We start from the raw sequence: 21451 nt of genomic DNA, 5'->3' as shown, positions 1-21451 counted from the left end.
TTCGGAAATAGCCCATTCTGAAACGGAATGATCATGCTGACGTCTAGACGTTTTCTGCCATCGATTTCGCATCTCGCCGCCTTCGAGGCGGTTGCCCGCACCGGCAGCGTGACGGCAGCAGCGCGCGAACTCGATCTGACGCAGAGCGCCGTCAGTCGTCAGGTAAGCGCGCTCGAGGAGCAGCTTGGTGTCGAGCTCTTCCTGCGCGAACGCCAGACCATGCGGCTGACGCTTGCCGGCGACGGATATGCCCGCGAGATTCGCGAGGCGCTGCGGCGGATATCGAGCGCCTCGCTGAACCTGCGAGCCAATCCGCATGGCGGCACGATCAATCTCGCCATCCTGCCGACCTTCGGCACACGATGGCTGGCGCCGCGCCTGGGACGCTTTCTCGCCGCCAATCCCGGCGTGACCATCAATCTGGTGACCCGGCTTTCGCCCTTCGATTTCCGCCTCGATTCGATCGACGCCGCCATCCATTTCGGCCATCCGCACTGGCCGGGCGCCGAACTCGCCCTTCTGATGTCGGAGCGCACGGTGCCGGCCTGCAGTCCGGATTTTCTGAAGCAATATGCGATCTCAGGACCGGAGGATCTGCTCGCCGTTCCGCTGCTGCACCTGACGACGCGTCCTGACGCCTGGGAACAATGGTTCGCCGGCAACGGCGTTTCCTTCGAAAATGTACACGGCATGCTTTTCGACCAGTTCGCCACCGCTGCGCAGGCGGCAATCGCCGGCCTCGGCGTCGCCCTGTTGCCGACATTCCTGATGCAGGAGGAGATCAAGCGCGGCGATCTCGTCGCCGCTGTCGACCGTGAAATGGAAAGTCGCGAGCGCTATTATCTCGCCTTTCCGCCCGAGCGCGCCGATTATGCGCCACTTGCCGCCTTTCGCGAGTGGATCGTCGCGGAAGCCACTACCAACCCAACTGCGTGACGAACGGCTTGCATCGGAAGGGCGCTTTCGACCATTATGCGCGCCAAACAACTTTGCAGGAAATCTTCATGAAGCCGATCTTCGTCCAGCTCCAATGCGCACCCGGCAAGACCTATGATGTCGCCGACGCCATCTACCAGACCGAACTGGTCTCGGAGCTCTATTCGACCAGCGGCGACTACGATCTGCTGCTGAAGGTCTATATCGAGGAAGGCCAGGATATCGGCAAATTCATCAACGACAACATCGCCAATATTCCCGGCATCGTCCGCTCGCTGACGACGCTGACCTTCAAGGCATTTTAGAGCAATTCCAGCAAAAGTGTGCAGCGGTTTTGCGTCCGGAATTGCGTGAAAACAAAAGAGATAGAGCGTTTCCGTGATTCGAGAAAAACGGAAACGCTCTGAAATTCCCGTCAGACACGGTTAACCTTTTTCGCGAAGAATCGCCCCCGCAGGACGTCGCCTAAACCGCGCCTTAACGCCGGGCATATCTGGTCGTTGTTATCACGGGGCCTGCATCAGCGCGGGCCGGCACGTGCAGCGATAGGTGGAAAATGTCGATCGTCGAGGCAGATAGGGCGCGCGCGAAGCCGCAGTTGGAAACGGCTCCGCTGATCGTCCATGTCGTACGCCAGTTCCTGCCCAATCGCGGCGGCCTGGAAGACGTGGTCGCCAATCTCGCCCGCCAGACTGTACGCCGCGGTTATCGCGTGCGCGTCGTCACGCTGGATTCGCTCTTCACCGCGCCTGAAGACAAGCTGCCACTTCGCGAAGATATCGACGGCATCGAGGTGGTGCGCATTCCCTGGTTTGGCACCAGCCGTTATCCACTGGCACCGCAGGTTTTCCGCCATCTCGCCGATGCCGATCTCGTGCATGTCCATGCCATCGACTTCTTCTTCGACGCGCTCGCCTGGGGCCGGCTGCTGCACGGAAAACCGATGATCGTCACCACCCATGGCGGCTTCTTCCACACGCGGAAATACGCGGCGATCAAGAAGATCTGGTTCCGGACGCTGACCCGCGCTTCGGCGATGGCCTATCGTCGCGTCGTCTGCTGCAGCGCCTCCGACCACAAGCAGTTTTCAGAAATCGTGCCCGACAGCCTGCTGATCGAAAACGGCGCCGATATCGGCAAGTTTGCCGACACCGCTTCACGCCGGGCGAAGCGCCGCATCGTCACGATCGGCCGGTTCTCGGTGAACAAACGGCTGGACCACCTGCTCAATGCGATGGCCATGTTGAGGACCCGCGATCCGGAATGGCATCTCGACATCGTCGGCGCCGAGTCCGACCTGAACCGGGCGGATGTCGACAGCGCCATCGAAAGCCGTCATCTGTCCGGCCGCGTCACCCTGCATGTGTCGCCCGAGAACGACACCATCCGGCGCATCATCGCAGAAGCCTCGCTTCTCGCTTCCGCCTCGGAATATGAAGGTTTCGGCCTGGTCGCGCTGGAGGCGATGAGCGCCGGCCTCCTGCCGGTGCTGAACGCCAACGATGCCTTTGCGACGCTTGCCGCCCGGCATCCCGTTCTCATGCTTGCCGATTTCACCAATCCTGAGAGTGCCGCCACGGCGTTCGAAACGGCCTATGAACACCTTTCGCGCCAACCGGACACCGTTCGCGCCGAGCTTCTCGACGCCGCCCGCGGCTATTCCTGGGATATCGTCGCCGGACGCTATATCGATCTCTACAGATCGCTTGATGTCGTCGCCGCGGAAAGCATCTGATCCCGTCTTCCTGCCGCATAAACTACAGCATTGCGCGTGTGAAACGACGCGGCGCTGTAGCATCGCCGGTTATGCTCTTGCCAGACGAATGATCTCCTCGAGCACGAATTTGCGCGATTGCGGCGGCGTCAGATTGTGGTCGGCATCCGCCAGCATCAGCAGGCGCACGTTCGGGTAGCGGGAAAGCCTGGCGCCGCGCGGCCCGAAGTGGAAATAGACGTGGTCGAGCCCGACATCGCCCTCGCTGTAGATCAGCGTCAGCGGCACCTTGCGTTTGCCGAACAACGCGAATGAGTGCCGGACCTCGCGGGCGATATGGCGCCGGTCGGGGAGCAACTCGAGCAGCGGCGCGATCCACGGCGACAGCCGGCGGCCGGCGGCGATGATGATATTCTGCAGCGCTGCAACGACGTCCACCTGGCCGCGCAACAGCCGCTTCAGCGTGTCGAGCCGCGCCAGGCGCTGGCTGTAATCATCAAGGCTACGCGGGACGGAAACGACATGCTCGCGGCGCACCGGCATGTCAGGATCCCAGTAATAGACGAAGGGATTGATCGACACGACTGCCTTCAAGCGTTCGTCGGCGACGCCGGCGCGGAAGGCGACATAGCCGCCGCTGCATCGGCCGGCGACCATGACGGGGCCGGCGACGACGGTTTCGAGCAGATCGAGTGCGGCGACAGCATCTGCGGTCTGCGTATCCGAATAAAGCACTTGTTCCGGCGCATCCGGCCGCGGCGGGCTGTCGCCGACATTGGCGGAATCGAAGCGCAGCGAAACGACGCCTTGGCGGGCGAGCTCGCGCGCCATATCAACCGTCGTCCGTCCCCAACCGGCATGCCGGTCATAGGCCGTCGACAGGAAGAGCACGGCATTGCCCTTGATCTCGCCAAGCGGCCGGCTGACGACGCCGACCAGATGATTGTGGCTTCCGAAACGCACCGGCGTTTCGGCAAAACCATCGCCGGCTAGCGGCGGGTTGTCGATCGCCGCCGGCGAATGGGCGGCGGATGTCTCTGTCGTCGTTGCCTCCAGCCACTTCGTCAGCAGCGCGACGACAGCCATTGGCGTCTTGGCAAACAGCGGATTGGTGGCGAGCTCGTCATAGCCTTCGAAAGCCGTCTGCTCGACATCGGCGCCAAGCGCCTTCAGCGCGTCGGCAAAGCCGGTATCCTCGGCCTTGGCAGGACGTTCGAGGATCAGATAGCGGGAGGCCGCAAGCCCCTGCGGCGAGGCAATGCTGAGCTTGCCGAGCTCGGCAGCGATCTCTTCGGGCATGACGAGCCCGGCGATCTGCACCTTCGCAGTCTGGACATGCTCCTTGCCGAGGCCGAGATCGGCATCGATGATCTTCGACCACATGTTGAGTTCGCGCAGATAGGCCCGGCCGCTCAGCACCGGCGCCAGCATGACGAGGCTGTCGACGCCTTCGATCGAGGAACCGACGCGATGGGCAAGCGTAGCACCAAGGCCCTGTGCGATGAGGATGATGCGGTCGCAGCCGGAGAGCGACTTCAGCTTGTCGGCGGCCGCACGGATCGAATCTTCCCAGGTTTCCAGCCTCGCCGGCAGTGCGTCGAAATCGAGCGCGTCGCCGGTGCCGCGATAGTCGAAGCGCAGGCTCGGCACGCCGATATCCGAGAAATGCTCCGCCGCGACGCGGAAGAATTTACGGCTGCACATCTCCTCGAAACCCCAGGGACTGACGAAGAGCACGGCGGCCGACCGTTTCTGGGCGAGAGGATTTTCAGGCATGAACAGCCCGATCGTGCCGTCGAAGACGACAGGCAGGGCAGCACTGCGTCCCGCACCTTCGGCCGGTTCGAGCGAGAATTCGCCGGGCGCGACCTTGGCGCGATCGGGATCGCCCGGAAGCCGCGGCGCGATGAAATTGATCGCATGACCAACCGGTCGCCGCAGCAGGGACGGCATCTTGTCGAGAATGGAGAGCATGACTTCGACATCTTCGCCCGGCACGGCGCGCAGCACCCGGAGAGCTGCGAAATAGGCGAATGCGCCGGCGATGATCGCGCCGACCAATCCGGCCGGCCCCTGGACGAATTCCAACACGGAAGTCGCTCCGCAAGCACAGAGGACGGAGGCGAGCGTCACCTTCGTCAAGCTTGCGTAGAGACCCGAAAGCTGGGATCCGAATCCTGTCTGTCTGATCATCATCACCGACATCGCAACGAATACGAGGATGCGCACGAGTGCGGCACCCTCGGCGGCAAGCCTAGGTACGATCAGTAAACAACCCGCTACCATCAGTAGGCCACCTATCACACTGATGTTCAGGCGGGAGCGGGCCCTGTCCATCGACAGCAGGTAGAGGCTAAGGATCTGCATGAAGGTATAGGCGGGAGCAACAAGCGCAAGCAGCGCCACCACCGTCCCGCTGCGGCGGAATGCTTCGCCGAACACCACGAGCACCAGTTCGCTGGAGATCGCGGCAAGCCCCAGGCTCATCGGCAGCACGATATAGGCCATGCTGCGGGTAACGGCGGTAAAGACCTCGACCGGCAATGTCGAATCGTCGCTGCTGTGCCGCCGCTCGGAATAATAGGGCAGCAGGCTGCCGGTCATCTGGATCGGCAGTTGCAGCGCGATATTCGCGATCGACAGGCCGACAGCATAATAGCCGACCATCTCCACCGACCAGAACTGCTGCAGGAAGAGAAGCTCGAGCCGGTTGAGGAAAATGGAATCGATGATGAACTGGATCGACAGGATGACGGAGGAGGAGGCGAGATATTTCAGCGAGACCCCGCACCAGTCGCGCCGCGCCAGAAGGATCGGCAGCGTGGCGAAAAACAGCACGAGCTGGCCGAGCGCATAGCCGACGAGAACGCCCTCGACGCCGTAGAAAACGGCGCCGACGGCAACGCCGGCAAGCTGCACGATCGAGACGGCAACCGTCAGCTTAAAGAAGGCGCCCAGCTTCTTTTCGCCGATCAGGTAGAATTTGACGAAGGATCCGATCGCCTGGATGAAAAACAGCACGCCCGTGACCAGAGCGACGGATGGCGCGGTATCGGCCCAATGCATCTTTTCGGAAGTCAGGAAGAACAGCGCATAGAGCGCTAGCAGCACGACGGTCGAGAACATCATGAAGCTGACGAGGATGGCGGCAAAACCCCGTCGGCGGCGCGCGTCGAAGCCTTCCGCCGAAAGTTGCGGCAACGTCTTCAGCAGCGTGATGCTGGAGCCGAGCTCGGCGATCGAGGCGCCGGTCACCACCAGCCAGAGCGAGAAGGCGACGATGCCGTTGGCTTCCGGCCCGAGCAGCCGCGCGGTTATGATCGATGAAACAAAGCCCGTCAGAAGCAGCAGCATGCCTGCCGCTGCGTTCATCACCGAGTTTGCGATAATACCCTTCGACATCTGTCCATCCGTCAGGATCGGCCTAAAGCGCGTCGCGATCTTCAGATCGCTCCTCGCACTTTAGGTTTTTGTTTTTACGCATGTCGTTATCGCAAAACCGCTGCACACTTTTGCGCGACATGCTCTAAAGCCGCATACCCGCCATCTCTAATGCGAAAATGTTAAAATAAAGCGGAGTGACGACCTCAGCTTAGCTCGCCTGCATCGCCGCCAGCGTCTGAAGCGCCTTCTCGTAGCTGTTTTCCGCGAGGTAACGCAGCAGGAACTCTCGCGCCTTCTCGGCCTTCTCTCGTGCACGCTCGGGTGTGCGGAAGATATCTTGCAGGTGCGCGGCGGCTGCTTCTGGAGAGGGATCGGCCCAGACCGCGCCTTCGAGCCCGGCAAATTCGGGATGGGTATCGACCACCGGAATGAGGGGAGAGGCAACCGGCCAGCTATTGTCGGGATCGCAGAAATCCACCGTGCCCGACCAGCCTGTGGAAATGACCGGCGTCCGCTGCATGATCGCCTCGGCTACCGTCAACCCGAAACCCTCGGAGCGATGCAGCGAAAGATAAGCGTCTGAACTGCGGATGAGGCCATTGATATCGGAATCCGACATCCTGTCGGTGACGATCCTGATCCGGGTATTGCCCGCGACCGAGGCGACCAATTCGCGCAGGCCCTCGTCCTTGTTGATATCGCCGCTGGCCTTCATCAACAGGAAGGCGCCGGGGCATTCGGCGGCAAATATCCGGAAGGCCTCGATGACGGCCTGCGGATTCTTCCGGTTGATCGAGGAGCCGGCGCTGAAGATGAAGCTGACGAGAAAGGCGTCTTCCTCGATGCCGAATTTCTGGCGCATGCCTTCCGTCGCCGGCTTCTCGGTGACAGGATGCGGAACGACGATGACCGGTGCCGCAGTGAGGGGCGCTATCGCCCGCCTGGTGAATTCCGACGGCACGAAGACGGCATTCATGTAATGCATCGCATTGCGCCACTCGGCCGGCACGACTTGGAGCTCCCAGGCGAAATAGCCGATGTTGAAGGCGCCGGTGAAATTGGCAACGCCCTTCTTCAGGATGGCGCGCGGCAGCAGCGGCGGATTGAGATGCCAGATCCGGCTCCCCACAGGTTCGGTGGAGAGATGCGACGGCATCCATCCGGCGAAGGAATTCTCGTCAGGATGCGTGCTGACGTCGGAGAGCGAAATCGCCCGCCCCGCCTCCGTCAATGCGCCGGCGCAGAGCCTTGCCGATTCGCCGACGCCGACCGCCATCGAGAGATAGCCGACGATTTCCACCGGCCTGCGCGGATTGAAGGCAAGACGCGACCGCGGGATCAGCCGCTGCAGAACATGGGCGCGCAGAAAGCGGTATATTGTTCTCAAATCACGGTCTTTCCCAATGGATCGGCATCATCCTTCGCAGCGCGTCAGCCCCAGAGCATGATGCCGAAAAGTGTGCGCGGTTTTCGGACGACAGCATGCTCTTTCTTTTCTAGAACGCGACGCGATGCGAACTGCCTAGACTTCTGACCTCGCCCGCAGGCGGAATATCGCTGTCCACGCCGGCCAGCGCGTGGAGCTTCACACGCCGCATCGCGCCGGGGGCAAGGTGGAACCAGTCGTCCTCGGCCCGATGGCCTTCGACGTCGATATGCACAGATTGCGCCAGCCGGTCGGTCCTGATGTCAACGAACCAGTCGACGCCGTCTCTGGTGAGTGATGCTTCGATCCCTGCATCATGAAGCGCCTTCCCCCGTCCGCACGGGAAGTGGAAGCTCTCGGCGAGAATGGCGCCGTCCGCCAGCGAGCGCAGGCGCGCCACACTTGCATCATGCGCCGGCGGCCCGAAGCGGAAGGCATAGGTCGTATCGAAGAAGGCGCCGAACAGCGCGGTGCAGGCAAGGCGCTCCGTGTCCCTTGCCGCCAGCTTGAAGGCCCTGCTGCCGCTGACGACCTGCTGTTTTCCGCCGCGCAGGCAGACAACCTCGAGCTCGACATCGAGTGCTGCATCCGTCTCGTTGACGACATGCAGGTCGAGACCGTTCGTTCCCTCGTCGGTGAAGACCACTTGCACCGGCCGGAATGCACGGCGCATCGCATACCAGACCGGCTTCGGCTCTCCGGTGGAGTCGATCACTCCCCAGCCGGGGCCGGGCAGCAAGTCCTGCAGTGTCCAGACGAGCGCGCCATTGCAGGCGGAGCCCCTGCGCCGCCATTCGGCAAAAACCTCCTCGATCACCTCGCCGGTCGCGGCGCGGGAGAGATCGAGATAGCGTTCCGGATCTTCGCGGCGCAGCTCAGCCGGATCGAAACCGTAGAGAAGCTGCAGGTAGAAGTCGCGAACATCCTCGAAATCCCACGATGCACTGCGGTCGCGCGGCACGCGGGCCTTCCATAGCGGGCTGTGGACGGCGGGCACATCGAGATGACGCTGCAGCGTCCTTTGCTGCGGCACATGCGCGAAGGCGAGGCTTTCGGAAGCAAAACGCACATCGGCGCGGCGTGCATCGGCAATCGGCCGCATATAGGCGCCGACGCCGTAATAATGCGCAATACCGGCATTGGGCGAAAAGGGCATTGCCCCGCCATATGGCGAGTTCGGCACATAGGGCACGTCGGGGCGCATGCGCGCGACGACCGCCGGGATGATTTCATCGGTGACCGGCCCGCTCCAGAATTCCGCCGGCAGGCCGAGCATGGCCGCCTGCTGGTGGATTTCGCTGCCACCGCAAAGCACCGCGAGGGAAGGCGCCGCCTGCACACCGTGCAGGAACTCCTCGACCTCCGCATGCACGTGACCGAGAAAAGCCTTGTCGTTGCGCGGATAATCGAAATTGGCGAACATGAAATCCTGCCAGACGAGCAGACCGAGCTCGTCGCAGAGCGCGAAGAAATCAGGCGTTTCGTAGGCCATGGTGCCGCCGATGCGGATCATGTTCATGCCGGCTGCAGCGGCAAGCCGCAGGAACGGCTCATAATCCGCCCGCCCGCCCGGCAATCGCACGATATCGGCCGTCGCCCACACCGCGCCGCGGCAGAAGAGGCGTTCGCCGTTGACGAGGAGCGCGAAATCATCGCCATCGGCACCGCGGTCGACGTCGATGCGCCGGAAGCCGGTCCTGCCGAGCGGATATTCCACGCCGTCGGAAACCAGCGTTAGCTCATAGAGACGCGGAGCGCCATGCGTATGCGGCCACCAGGCCTCGATGTCGGAAAGCTTCAGGATAGCCGAGTAATGACTGTCGCCGACCTTCTCGAAGGGCTGCTCCATCCCGCCGCAGCGCAGCAGCATTGCCGGATCCTCGGCATTGCTGTGCAGGGAAACGCTGAGGCGGCCGATACCACTCTCCTCCAATACGGCGCGTATGGAGACATTGTCGATCGAGACGGGATGACGCCGTACCATCGAAATCGGCCGCCATGGCCCGACGGCATGGATATCGGGGCACCAGCCCGGCATATGGCCGAGCAGCGTCGTGCGGAAATTCTTCAAGCCCGCCGGCGTGATCATCTGCGGCCGCCAGCGCGCACGCGGGCCTGGCTCGGACAGACGGGGGCCGAGCGCCCGGAAGCACAGTGCCAGTTCGTCGCCGCCCGAAAGCGTCACCGGAATCTCGTGCGCCGTGAACATGCTCTCGGAAAACAGGATTTCCTGGCCGTTCAGGAAGACATGGCAGAGCGTCGCCAGCCCTTCGAAACGCAGGATCGCATCGCCGGGCTCGGCATCGAAAAGCCGGCAGAGATACCAGGCATCCCGCGTGTTCAGCGGCTCGGGATTTTCCCGATCGAAGAGCCCGGCCTTTTCGAGGGCTGCGGCGACGGTGCCGGGAACGGGTGCTGGAATGAACTGCGCCGACAGCGGGATGTCATGCGGCACGGCGCAGGCGCCCGGCTCCGTCAGGATCAGGTTCCAGCCTTCGGAAAGTAGACTTTCCTCGGCACCGATGCTTGCCAAACGCCCCCGCATGGTTAGATCTCCGGCCTCAGATTCGCCCCGCAAGCGACGCCATCATGGAATCCCATGCATCGGCGGCCGGATCAAGAGCTGCCTGCAACGGCTCGAACTTCCTGCGGGTGACGGCGCGGGCAAGCTGGAACTGCACCGATTTCGCCACCTCCGAAATGCGCCTGGCATGCTCAGTGGCAGCAGCGAATTCACCAGGGGAAAGCCAGGTGAGGTGATCGGCCGCCAGCTCGAAATTGGCGCCCACCTGGCGAAGCGTGTTGAAGGCGTATTTGTGGAAGAAGCCGAACGGGCGTTCCGCCACCGCTTCGACCTGTTGCGGAAAGACGCTTGCAAAGGCGCGGATCGGGTTTTCGCGGGGACACCGGGCAAAATGAAAACCGGCAAGCCGCCGCGCGGTCGCGCGCAGATGCGCTTCATCTGCCGGCCTTTCCGGGAACCGGGCAAATTCCGTATAGGGCAGGAAGGGCGGGTCGTTTTCCGTCAGCTGCAGCTGGAACAGACCGTCGAAATCCTCGCCTTCGAGTCGGAAATAACCGGCATTGTGGAAATAATCGACGCGCTTGGTCGCAACATCAAGCCGGTTGATCGCAACGGTCGTCTTGCCGTGCTCCTGCCGGTAGGCAGTGCCGCGCGTATCCGGCATGTAGAAGGAATCCATTTCGATCAGGCAGAGACGGCCCCGCGCGATCTGCACCTCGACATGGCGTTCGACACTGTCGTAGATGGCAAGCTCGGTCGCACGAATGCCGTAGAGCGCTTCGAGATCCTCAAGCGGCACCTTGAAGAAGGTGAACTGGTCGCCCTCGAAATCCTGCGTCAGGGTAAAACCCAGCATCGCCTCCGGCGCAACGCCTGATGTCGCCAGAACTTCGATCCAGAGATCGACATAGCAATTGGTTTCCGGCCAGGCGCGCTCACCGGAATGCAGCGCATGCGCCCGGTAGGTTTCCGGGTCGATTCCCGAAAATACCCCCGAAAATACCGATGTCATCGATTTGCTCAGCCCCACAGCGCTTTCCGGACGCTGGCCGGCCATTGCGTCACATCGAGCCCGTGATGATGGAAGAGGGCAAGGGCGATGCGCTCCAGTCCGAAGCCGACGCAGGCGGTGTGCGCGACACTGCCGTCTTCGAGATTGAGACCCCACTTCGTGCCGAAGGCATCCTGATGGTAGTTGAAGCTCATGCAGGCGGTCGGATTGGCAGCCGAGGTGATCGGGATCAGCAGCTCGAACTTCAGGTTCTGGTCGCGCTGATTATTGGCGAGCATCTTACCGGCGCGGCCGAAGAACGGATCATTGGCGACGTCGATCGTCACCTCGAGGCCGACGGCCTTCATCATCTCGACGCCGCGATCCATCCAGCGCTGGCGGAAATCCGTGACGTGCAGCTCAGTGCCCATGCAGACATATTCACGCATGCGGAACAGCTGCTGGCGGGCCGGGTCTTTCGACGGCTCATGGCGGAAGCAATAGGATTGCAGGTCGAAGAGGCCGCCCGTCTTCGGCAGGTTGCCGCGCTTGGCGATCGTCGGATAGAGCGGATAGCAGGCCGCCGGCGTCAGCACGATGTCGGTCGCCTCCTGTCCCTTGGTCCAATCTTCGCCGACTTCCATGCATTGCAGCAGGCTGACATGATCGAGCTCGCTGCCGCAGAAGCTGTGCACCGTGCCGGCGAGCTGCGGAAAGCTCTTCATGTAGCCGCTCTTCTCGAAGAAGGCGCGGTTCATGCCGGGCGGAAAGCGCATGGCTTCGGCACCATCGGCGCCGCCGAACGTGTCGATCAGGCGCTCGAAGGCAGCGATCACATCTTCGAACTGGCCGCTGCGGCCGTAGAGCCCGTCGATGCCGGTATCGATCAGCAGACCGGATTCGAAAAGCCGGTCCAGAAACGAGGTCTGCATATCCATGACTGTCACCCCAGTAGGCTAGTGTCCTGCTTATGGACAAGAAGCATGCTCGACGTGTTGCCGAGGATGCGGTCATTCGAAATCATGAGCTGTGCGGAATGCGCGTCGCGCAGATGGCGTCCGAGGCTGAAGGGCGTGCCATTCTTGTAGCCCATGATGCCGCAGATCAGCATGGCATGGTTGACGATCTCCAGGATCGTCTCGGACGAGGCGATCTTGACGTTGTTCATCGCCACCGCAAATCCCATCGAAGACAGCCTGTCGGCATCGGCCTTAGCATCCTCATAGGCCCTGAGGCCGGCAACCACGTTGGATTTGACCATCTGCAGCAGGTTCGAAACCTCGGCGAGGCGCAGCGCGCCCGGCGGCTGGGCATCCGGCGCCTTGCGGGCGGCGGCACGCACGAAAGCCTGGGCACGCACAACGGCATCGACGGCGATGCCGTACCAGACGCCGCTCCACAAGAGGTGTGAGGAGGCAAGCATGGATTGCGCCGCGATCTCCGCGAAAGGCTTCGGCAGGATCTGGCAAGCCGGCGCTTGTCCCTTGAAAAGGAAACCGTCGGAGCAGGTTCCGCGCATGCCGAGCGTATTCCAGACATGCGTTTTCTCGAGCGTGTACTGGTCCTTGAGGAAGGCCGTCAGCACCTGATCGGAGGAAGCGGCCTGCGCGTGGGCACGCGAGGTGATGAGAATGGCGTCGGCGTGCGAGCCGTAGGAAATGACGGTCGCATCCTTTTCGAGGCGGCACGTGTCGCCATCGACCTCGACCGCGCAGATGCTGTTGCGCAGGTTTCCGCCGATACCGCCTTCGGTGGTGGCGGATGCGATCAGCAGCTGCTCGGCTGCGATGCGGCGCATGAAACCACGATGCCATTCGCTGTCGACGCCGTGTTCAACGAGGCTCGACAGCTTGATGTGGTGCATGGCGAAGACCATGGCGCTTGCGGCACAGGCCTGGCCGAGCATCGAGCACAATTCGGCGATCTCGGTGATCGAGGCGGACTCGCCGCCGAGATGGCGCGGCACCTGGATGCCGAGCAGCCTTTCAGCCTTCATCGCATCGACGGCTTCCCGGGGGAAGCGGGCCTCGGCATCAACGGTATCCGCGTGTTTCGCCGCAATTTCGGCGACACGGGCCACCCTTGTGACAAGACCGTCCTGCATGATCTTGACGGGGAAATTCATCAGGCGACCTTCCGGCTGTCCCTGATGAGATCGACGGTCCTGGCGATGGCCGAGATGCTCGCGAAGGATTTGCGGTTCAGGAGATTGTCGGGAAATTCGATGTCGAAGGCCTCTTCTAGGCCAAGCATCAACTGCACAGAAGCAAAGGACGTCAAACCTGCCGCATAAAGATCGGCGTCGTCGGCGACCTGGTCGATCGACCCAGGAAGCTTGCCGAATTTGGCTACGAGGTCGCGAATTGCCTTATTCATCCCATCACTCCAAGATTCTCATGATCCCGAACCGGCGTTCATCGCCTTGTCATGAGCGTTCTTTTAGTGCGGAAAACAGAACATTCCGCTAATTTATTGCGTTAAATATGACTGAGGCTCATAGTTAGGATTTTAGCGATCCTTCCCGAGCCGTCGTAAACAACCACCTTATATCAATGGCTTAAGGTAATTTGGACGCTGCGACACACTCTGGTTTCTGAAGTGGCGAGTACAGAAATGACACGCAAAACGCCGCGTTTTGCCTCAACCGGCCGGCGGATAGGAATGCGCGCCACCGCGATAATCGGTGACGGAATAACATCCGTCGCCTGTCGCCCGGATCGCGCTCCCACTGACGACGGCCTTGCCGTGACCGCCTGGGATATCGAGGATGTAGGCCGGCTGGCAGAGACCGGAAATCCGGCCGCGCAGCGCCGCGACGATCTCCTGCCCCTCCTCGATCGTCACTCTGAAATGACTGGTACCGGGCGCCAGATCCGGATGATGGAGGTAATAGGGTTTGACGCGGATTTCGACGAAGGCCTTCATCAGCTTCGCGAGCACGTCGGGATCGTCATTGACACCCTTGAGCAGGACCGACTGGCTGACCATGGCGATGCCGGCATCGACGAGGCGGCCGCAGGCGGCCCGCGCTTCCGGCGTCAGTTCGCTGACATGGTTGGCGTGCAGCGCCAGATAGACTGTCTTGCCGCTCGCCTTCAGCGCGGCGATCAGCGCCGCATCGATCTTCTCGGGATCGACGACCGGAACGCGCGTGTGGAAACGCACGATCTTCACATGCGCGATGCCGGCAAGCGCCTCCATGATCTCGCCGAGCCGGCGCGGCGAAAGCACCAGCGGATCACCGCCGGTGAGGATGACCTCCCAGATCTCCTCATGACCGCGGATATAATCGAAAGCGGCCTGCATGGCCGCGGCATCGAGCGTGCCGAGGCCCTGCGGCCCCACCATTTCGCGTCGGAAGCAGAAACGGCAATAGACCGGGCAGACATGCACGGCCTTGAGCAGCACGCGGTCAGGATAGCGATGAACGATGCCCTCGACCGGGCTATGGGCATGATCGCCGATCGGATCGGCGCGCTCTTCCGGGGCGATCGTGAGTTCAGCCGCATCGGGCACGAATTGCCGAGCAATCGGATCATCGGGATCGGCTCGATCAATAAGCTTGCTGATCGCAGGCGTCAGCGCAACCGCGTAACGCGCCGCCACCTCCTCGAGCGCTATGCGATCGGCAGGTGCGACCAGCCCCGCCTTCACGAGATCGTCGACACTCTTGATCGGTTTGACGACATTCATGTTCCATACTCCGCAACCGGCGCCCAGAGTACCTGGTCGATGCGCGATGCTCCCGTCGCCAGCATCACCAGCCGGTCGAAGCCGAGCGCGATACCGCTTGCGTCAGGCATCAGCGACAGCGCGGCGAGGAAATCCTCGTCGATCGGATAGGTCTCGCCGTAGACCCGCGCCTTCTCGGCCATCTCGATCTCGAACCGTCGCCGCTGTTCGGCAGCGTTGGTGAGTTCGCCGAAGCCATTCGCAAGCTCGACGCCGCAGGCATAGAGTTCGAAACGCTCGGCAACCCTCGGGTCGCGTGCCGAGGGACGCGCAAGGGCTGCCTCCGAGACCGGATATTCGTCGAGGATGGTGATGCGGCCGAAACCGAGACGCGGCTCGATCTTTTCGACCAGCACCCGGCTGAAGAGATCGGCCCAGCCGTCGTCATCGGCAACACGCATGCCAACGCGCGTCGTCTCGGCCGCCAGATGGTCGCGATCGGTCGAACCGTCGGCTGCGACCGAGGCGAGAAGATCAATGCCGGCATGACGCTCGAACGCTTCGGCAACACTGATCCGCTCCGGCCCGGCAAAGGGATCGCTCTCGGCGCCGCGATAGGCAAGCTTGCCGGTCTTTACCGTCTCAGTCGCAAGCGCCAGGATCCGCACGCAATCCATCATCAGGCTCTCGTAGCTTTCGCCGGCCCGATACCATTCGAGCATGGTAAACTCAGGATGATGCAGCGGCCCGCGCTCGCGGTTGCGATAAACATGGGCAAAACACGAGATGCGCTCCTCGCCCGCCGCAAGCAGCTTCTTGCAGGCAAATTCCGGCGAGGTATGCAGGTAGAACGGCGCCTTTTGCCCATCCGTCGTCAGTGCTTCCGTGGCGAAGGCATGCAGATGCGCCTCATTGCCGGGAGAGATCTGCAGCACCGCCGTATCCACCTCGATGAAATCCTCGCGCGCGAAAAACCCGCGCAACGCTGCCTGGATCGCATTGCGACCGATCAGGAACGGACGGCGGTCGGCATGCACAGACGGGGTCCACCAGGGGGACGCTTTCGCCGAAGAGTTCATTCCAAGCTTTCTTCGCCGGAGAAGCCGGTATGGGGGGTGGCTATTTCCCGGATTTTAGGTTAGTTGCGCCCCAAAGAAAAACATTTGCGTCTTCGGGCGTCTCGACAGTCATCTACGACGCCGAAAGCCGAGTTACAAGGAAGTCTTATGGTCAAGGTCATCGCCTCTTCGGTCCGCAAGGGCAACGTTCTCGATGTCGACGGCAAGCTCTACGTCGTTCTCACCGCCCAGAACTTTCATCCGGGCAAGGGCACGCCGGTCACCCAGGTCGACATGCGTCGCATCGTCGACGGCGTGAAGGTTTCCGAGCGCTGGCGCACCACCGAACAGGTCGAGCGCGCCTTCGTCGAGGACGTGAACCATCAGTTCCTCTACGAGGACGGCGAAGGCTTTCACTTCATGAACCCTGGAAACTACGATCAGGTCGTCGTCGATGTCGAGACGATGGGTGACGACAAGGCTTATCTGCAGGAAGGCATGACCTGCGTTCTGTCAATGCATGAAGGCATTGCGCTGGCGATCCAGATGCCGCGCCATGTCACGCTCGAAATCACCGAGACGGAACCGGTCGTCAAGGGCCAGACGGCATCGTCCTCCTACAAGCCGGCCATGTTGTCAAACGGCGTGCGCACCATGGTGCCGCCGCACATCAATGCCGGCACTCGCGTCGTCATCGCCACGGAAGACAATTCCTACGTCGAACGCGCCAAGGATTGATCCCTGGTTTCAGCCGATCGAAGAGGCCGGCTCATCCCGGCCTTTTTTGTGTCCGCCACCTTCAAAGATGCGGGTTGCGCGGCCGGTATTTCTTGACGAGCTTCTGGTTGATCTCGGCGGCACCCGGCATGTTGGCGCTGAGATAGATCGGTGCATCGCCGGATTTCGAAAGCTCCGAGGCAACTTCCGCGAAGATGGCATTGATCACTGTCACCCCGACCGCCGTCGAGACCGGCCCAACCCGAAGTCCGGTGCCTTCGAGATCGACAACGGCATCACCCGGCGGCAACCCGTTATCGAGCACCACATCGGCGACGTCGGCGAGCCGCCGGCGGCCATTGGCGATCGCTGAGGAATAGGCGATTGAAGTGATGGCAATCACCTTTGCGCCGATTTCGCGCGCATAGTCGGCGGCCTCGATCGGCGCGGCGTTCACGCCCGAATTGGAGGCAATGATGATGACATCGCCGGGCTGCATGCCGTAACGCTCCAGCATCGGCCGCACCAGGCCCTGTGTGCGCTCATAGACGGAGCTGATGACCGCACCCTCATGCAGCATGGCCGAGCCGACGAGCACTGGCACGGTGAAGGCGAGCCCGCCGGCACGATAGTGCACCTCTTCCGCCAGCATATGCGAATGGCCGGTGCCGAAGACATAGACGCGCTTGTCGCCGCGGGCGGCATCGAGGATGACGGCTGCTGCCTGCGCCATCGGCTGGGCAAGCGTCTGCTTCAGTTCCTCCAGCCGACCGATCAGATTGGAGAAATAGGCATCGGTAATGTCGGTCATCCCACTTCTCCTTGATTTCAGGCCGCTTCGCCGCTGAGCCAGGTGGCGGTGACGGCAAGCGCATCGGTGAGATGCACGAGATCGGCACGCGTACCCGGCGAGAGATGGCCGCGATCGGCAAGCCTGAGGAACCGGGCCGGATAAAGCGTCGCCATGCGCAAAGCCTCGGCGAGCGTCAGGTCGAGATAGGTGACGCCGTAACGGATCGTCGAGATCATATCGACATCGGAACCGGCCAGCGTGCCGTCTGACAGCACCAGCTTCGAGCAGAAGCCGCCCCTTTCGCGCCGGACGGTGCGCCCGTTCAGCGTGAACGAATCCTTCTCCGACCCGACGAGCGACATCGCGTCGGTGACGAAAAACAGCTTGCCTTCGCCGCGCTTGGCGCGCAGCGCCGTGCGCAGGGCCTTCGGATCGACATGATGGCCGTCGGCGATGATGCCGCACCAGGTCGAAGGATGATCGATCGCCGCGCCGACGAGGCCGGGCGTGCGGTGTCCGAGCTGGCTCATGGCGTTAAAGAGATGCGTGACGCCCCGCGCCCCGGCATCGAAACGTTCTTCCGCCGCCTCGCTCGAACAATCGGAATGGCCGATGCTGATGGTGACGCCTGCTTCCGCAAGCTCGCGCACCTGGGCAACCGTCACCTGCTCGGCGGCCATGGTGACGAGCAGCGTGCCGATCGCCTCGCGCGCCGCAATGAAAGCCTTGACGTCGCGGTCCTCCACCGGCCGCATCAGTTCGGCCAGATGCGCGCCCTTCCTCGCAGGCGCCAGATGCGGGCCTTCAAGATGGAGGCCGGCAACCCCGCGGTTCGCCTTCACGGCCTCCTTGGCCGCCTCGATCGCGGCAGCGGATGCTTCTGATGTATCGGTAATCAGCGTCGGCAACAGCGACGTTGTGCCATAAGGCCGGTGCCCGCCGGCGATAATGTCCATCGAGGCGGTGGAAGGCTCGTCGTTCAGCATCCGCCCGGCGCCGCCATTGACTTGCGCATCGATGAAGCCGGCCGACAGAACGCCGCCGGCAAGCGTCACGACCTCGCCATCCGGCAGGTCGTTTCTCGCGACGATCGCTTCGACGCGGCCATCGGCAACGATGAGTGCTTTCTCGTCATGGAAGCGCTCGCCGTCGAAGATGCGGGCGCCGAGGAAGATCTTGCGGACCATCAGACCGTCTCCGTCACCTTGAGCAGGTTTGCCGGCTTGTCGGGATCGAAGCCCTTACGGCGCGTCACCGACTCGATCAGCCGGTAATAGACAAGCAGCGAGACCAGCGGATCGACGAGGCCGTTGCCCGTCGTCGGCACGCGTAGATGGACACCGGAAAGCGGTTGCGTCGAGAAGCCGACGGTGGTGGCGCCGAGTTTCTGCAGGCGCTCCAGCGCCTGGACATTGTTGGCGAAGGCCGCATCGTCGGGCGCAAAGGCGACGATCGGGAAGCCCGGCTGCACCAGGCGCATCGGGCCATGCATCAGTTCCGCCAGCGAGAAGGCTTCGGCATGCAGGCCGGAGGTTTCCTTGGCCTTCAGCGCCGCTTCGAGCGCGATCGCGAAAGCCGGGCCGCGGCCGGCGGTATAGAGCGAGGTCGCGTTGAAGAGCACCTCCTCGGCTGCCGCCGTGTCGATGCCGGCAGTTGCCGAAAGCGCCTCCGGCAGTTTGCCGAGCGCGGCCTGCAGATCGGACGCGCCGCCGATCGCAGCCGTTACCCCGGAAAGGGCAGCAACCGAGGCGATGAAGGATTTTGTCGCCGCGACACTCTTTTCCGCGCCGGCATTGAGGCCGAGAACGATATCGGCCTGTTTGGCAAGCGGGCTGTCGGTAACGTTGACGACGGCGATCGTCGTCGCGCCGCCCTTCTTCGCCGCATCCTGCAGCGCGACGATGTCGGGGCTGGCGCCCGACTGCGAGACGGTGAAATGGACACCGCCCTTCAGATGCAGCGCCGCACCATAGACCGAAGCGATGGACGGGCCGACCGAGGCGACCGGAACGCCGCAGGTGATCTCGAAGAGATATTTGAAAAAAGTGGCGGCGTGGTCCGAGGAGCCGCGCGCTGCCGTCGTCACCACGCTCGGGCGGGCGGACGAAAACAACCGGGCGATCTCGGCAAAGACCGGTTTTTCCTTTTCGAGCAGCGTGGCGACCACCTCGGGCGATTGGCCGGCTTCCTGCAGCATCAGCGACTGGTTGTCATTCATAGGTCATCTCCGATTCTCAATTCGGCAACGAAATCATAGGCATCGCCGCGATAATGCGAGCGGGTGTATTCGACGACGCGCTGGTCTTCCAGGCGCGAGACACGTTCGATCAGAAGCGCCGGCGCGCCGGCCTTGACGTTCAGGATCGCGGCGGAGGACGGATCGAGCGTGACCGCTGTCAGCCGCTGCAGCGCGCGCACGGGCCTGTGGCCACTGGCCGTCAGCGCATCGTAGAGCGATCCCTCGCCGCCGGCATCGTGCCCCAGGAACTTGATCGGCACCACGGCGCGTTCGATCGCCAGCGGCAGGCCGTCGGCAAGGCGCAAGCGGTCGAGTCTCAGCACCGGCTCGTCACCGCCGAGGCCGAGCAGGAAGGATTCCTCCGGCGACGGCGTATTGACCGACCGCGACAATATCCGTGCGGCCGGCAGACGCCCGCGCGAGCGCATGTCGGCGGAGAAGGAGGAAAGCCGCCACAGCGACTGTTCCATGCGTTCCACCCTGCTCGAGACGAAAGTACCGCTTCCATGGCGCGATTCCAGTGCGCCGGATGCCATCAGATCGCGATAGGCGGTGCGTACGGTGACACGGCCGAGCTTCAGAGCCTCGGCAAGGTCGCGCTCGCCCGGGAGTGCGGTGCCGGGCTTCAGTAGCCCTTCCTGAATGAGGCCGGTCAGCGTCTGCGCCAGCCGCTTGTAAAGCGGCCCGGTCAGCGCCTCGTCACGCAGGCCGCGGCTATTCAGTTCCGCTATCAGACTGGTTCTATCCATGGGGACGCAATAGAACCTATATAGAACCAATCGGCAAGGCAGAATCGAACACGGAACGAAAAAACCCTCGCCGGCGGACCAGCAAGGGTTTCATAACGGTCAAATTTGACGGTCGTGCGTCCGTAGACGCTCAGTTCTTGGTGAAGATATAATCCGTCTCCTGGCGCAGCACTTCGCCGGGGCGCAGGACCGCATTCGGAAAACCTTGGTGATTGACGGCATCCGGCCAGACCTGCGTCTCCAGGCAGAAGCCGGCGAATGGGCCGTATTTGCGACCGCCGATGCCGGGAGCCCCGACATCGAGCTTGAAGCCGGCATAGAACTGCACACCTGGCTCCGTGCTGCGCACTTCCAGCGACACACCGGAATACAGGCTGCGGGCAAGCGCGACGCTCCGCTTGGCAGTACGCTCGCCCGACAGGCAGAAATTATGGTCGTAAAACGCTTGTTCATTGCCGACGAAACGCTTCATCGGCGCCATCTCGCGGAAATCGAATTCCGTGCCCTCGACGGGACGGATCTCACCGGTCGGCACCTGCTTCTCATCGGTCGGCAGATAATGATCGGCAGCTATCATGATGTCATGGCCAAGTGCATCTTCGCGGCCGTCGAGATTGAAATAGGCGTGCTGGCAGACATTGGCGAGCGTCGGCTGGTCGCTGGTCGATTCATAGGTGATCGACAGTTCACCATTGCCATGCACCCGGAACGTCGCCTGGATGGTGCAATTGCCGGGATAGCCGGCGCGGCCATCGGGATCGACGATCTTCAGCACCACGCGGTCGACGTCATGCTCGACGATCGTCCAATTGCGTTTGGCGATATTGTCGCTGCCGCCATGCAGATGCGTCACGCCGTTTTCATTCAGTTCGAGCTGATAGTCCTTGTCGTCAAGCGTGAACCTGCCGCCGCCGACGCGGTTGGCGCAGCGGCCGGGCGTCGCGCCGAAATAGGACGAATAAAGGAGATAGCTGTCGAAATCATCGAAGCCGAGCTGCAGCGGTGCATCATGTCCCTCGAGACGCAGATCCTGGATGACCGCGCCCCAGCTGATAATCTTGGCCGTCAGCCCGCCGCCCTTGATCACGACGCGATAGACGGTCTCGCCCGCCTGCGTCTGCCCGAAAACGTCCCGCTCCAACTTATCCGACATGATCAACCGTCCATTCTGTCCCTGCTGCAAATTCCTCAATTCGGAATCGATTTGAGGATTTGCAGCGATTCAAAGTGTGCATTGCACGTCCGACG

At 62.3% G+C, this 21451-nt stretch carries 18 protein-coding genes; 4 read left to right on the top strand and 14 right to left on the bottom strand.

Annotation, left to right across the window (positions count from 1 at the left end; all coding sequences use genetic code 11):
- Positions 1 to 27: 27 nt before the first annotated feature.
- From G9X68_RS23955 to G9X68_RS23945, 3 genes are all read left to right on the top strand, one after another.
- Complete coding sequence (locus G9X68_RS23955) at positions 28 to 936, top strand: LysR family transcriptional regulator (RefSeq protein ID WP_171604514.1); 909 nt, start codon at positions 28 to 30, stop codon at positions 934 to 936.
- Between the two features lie 68 nt (positions 937 to 1004).
- On the top strand, positions 1005 to 1241 hold the full coding sequence (locus G9X68_RS23950; RefSeq protein ID WP_003543721.1) for an Lrp/AsnC ligand binding domain-containing protein: 237 nt from the start codon (positions 1005 to 1007) through the stop codon (positions 1239 to 1241).
- Between the two features lie 251 nt (positions 1242 to 1492).
- Entirely contained in the window at positions 1493 to 2671 is a 1179-nt protein-coding gene (locus tag G9X68_RS23945) for a glycosyltransferase family 4 protein (RefSeq protein WP_171604513.1), read from the top strand.
- 69 nt (positions 2672 to 2740) lie between these two features.
- On the opposite strand, the gene G9X68_RS23940 is transcribed toward G9X68_RS23945, so the two are convergent.
- From G9X68_RS23940 to epmA, 9 genes are all read right to left on the bottom strand, one after another.
- Positions 2741 to 6052: an oligosaccharide flippase family protein gene (locus G9X68_RS23940; protein ID WP_171604512.1), complete on the bottom strand. Its 3312-nt coding sequence runs from the start codon at positions 6050 to 6052 to the stop codon at positions 2741 to 2743.
- Positions 6053 to 6242: 190 nt separating this feature from the next.
- On the bottom strand, positions 6243 to 7421 hold the full coding sequence (locus G9X68_RS23935; protein ID WP_171604511.1) for a glycosyltransferase family 4 protein: 1179 nt from the start codon (positions 7419 to 7421) through the stop codon (positions 6243 to 6245).
- 109 nt (positions 7422 to 7530) lie between these two features.
- Positions 7531 to 10005, bottom strand: a complete 2475-nt coding sequence (locus G9X68_RS23930) for a glycoside hydrolase family 2 protein (protein WP_171604510.1) — start codon at positions 10003 to 10005, stop codon at positions 7531 to 7533.
- A gap of 16 nt (positions 10006 to 10021) precedes the next feature.
- A complete protein-coding gene (locus tag G9X68_RS23925; RefSeq protein ID WP_171604729.1) occupies positions 10022 to 11014 on the bottom strand; it encodes a DUF1839 family protein in 993 nt (330 codons plus the stop codon).
- Positions 11005 to 11913, bottom strand: coding sequence for an amino acid--[acyl-carrier-protein] ligase (locus G9X68_RS23920; protein ID WP_171604509.1), 909 nt, complete (start codon positions 11911 to 11913; stop codon positions 11005 to 11007). The genes G9X68_RS23925 and G9X68_RS23920 overlap by 10 nt, the downstream gene beginning before the upstream one ends.
- A gap of 5 nt (positions 11914 to 11918) precedes the next feature.
- Complete coding sequence (locus tag G9X68_RS23915; protein WP_171604508.1) at positions 11919 to 13100, bottom strand: acyl-CoA dehydrogenase family protein; 1182 nt, start codon at positions 13098 to 13100, stop codon at positions 11919 to 11921.
- Positions 13100 to 13351 carry an acyl carrier protein gene (locus G9X68_RS23910; protein ID WP_003543737.1) on the bottom strand — a complete coding sequence of 84 codons (252 nt, stop codon included), beginning with the start codon at positions 13349 to 13351 and terminating at the stop codon, positions 13100 to 13102. The genes G9X68_RS23915 and G9X68_RS23910 overlap by 1 nt, the downstream gene beginning before the upstream one ends.
- Positions 13352 to 13615: 264 nt before the next feature.
- Positions 13616 to 14668 carry a lysine-2,3-aminomutase-like protein gene (locus tag G9X68_RS23905; protein ID WP_171604507.1) on the bottom strand — a complete coding sequence of 351 codons (1053 nt, stop codon included), beginning with the start codon at positions 14666 to 14668 and terminating at the stop codon, positions 13616 to 13618.
- Entirely contained in the window at positions 14665 to 15726 is a 1062-nt protein-coding gene (gene epmA / locus G9X68_RS23900) for an EF-P lysine aminoacylase EpmA (protein ID WP_171604506.1), read from the bottom strand. The genes G9X68_RS23905 and epmA overlap by 4 nt, the downstream gene beginning before the upstream one ends.
- Before the next feature lie 147 nt (positions 15727 to 15873).
- On the opposite strand from epmA, the gene efp reads away from it, so the two are divergent.
- Positions 15874 to 16443 carry an elongation factor P gene (gene efp / locus G9X68_RS23895; protein ID WP_028758989.1) on the top strand — a complete coding sequence of 190 codons (570 nt, stop codon included), beginning with the start codon at positions 15874 to 15876 and terminating at the stop codon, positions 16441 to 16443.
- Positions 16444 to 16504: 61 nt separating this feature from the next.
- On the opposite strand, the gene G9X68_RS23890 is transcribed toward efp, so the two are convergent.
- The 5 genes from G9X68_RS23890 to G9X68_RS23870 form a co-directional block, all read right to left on the bottom strand.
- Positions 16505 to 17233, bottom strand: coding sequence for an SIS domain-containing protein (locus G9X68_RS23890; protein ID WP_012759421.1), 729 nt, complete (start codon positions 17231 to 17233; stop codon positions 16505 to 16507).
- 17 nt (positions 17234 to 17250) lie between these two features.
- Positions 17251 to 18402 carry an N-acetylglucosamine-6-phosphate deacetylase gene (gene nagA / locus G9X68_RS23885; protein ID WP_171604505.1) on the bottom strand — a complete coding sequence of 384 codons (1152 nt, stop codon included), beginning with the start codon at positions 18400 to 18402 and terminating at the stop codon, positions 17251 to 17253.
- On the bottom strand, positions 18402 to 19433 hold the full coding sequence (locus tag G9X68_RS23880) for an SIS domain-containing protein (protein ID WP_017989786.1): 1032 nt from the start codon (positions 19431 to 19433) through the stop codon (positions 18402 to 18404). The genes nagA and G9X68_RS23880 overlap by 1 nt, the downstream gene beginning before the upstream one ends.
- Positions 19430 to 20203 carry a GntR family transcriptional regulator gene (locus tag G9X68_RS23875; protein ID WP_171604504.1) on the bottom strand — a complete coding sequence of 258 codons (774 nt, stop codon included), beginning with the start codon at positions 20201 to 20203 and terminating at the stop codon, positions 19430 to 19432. The genes G9X68_RS23880 and G9X68_RS23875 overlap by 4 nt, the downstream gene beginning before the upstream one ends.
- A gap of 130 nt (positions 20204 to 20333) precedes the next feature.
- A complete protein-coding gene (locus G9X68_RS23870) occupies positions 20334 to 21356 on the bottom strand; it encodes an aldose epimerase family protein (RefSeq protein WP_171604503.1) in 1023 nt (340 codons plus the stop codon).
- Positions 21357 to 21451 lie beyond the last annotated feature (95 nt).

Source organism: Rhizobium changzhiense (assembly GCF_013087625.1).
Taxonomy (GTDB): domain Bacteria; phylum Pseudomonadota; class Alphaproteobacteria; order Rhizobiales; family Rhizobiaceae; genus Rhizobium; species Rhizobium sophorae.
Note: the sequence above shows the minus strand (reverse complement) of the source record. Positions and strands in the feature narration are given on the sequence as shown.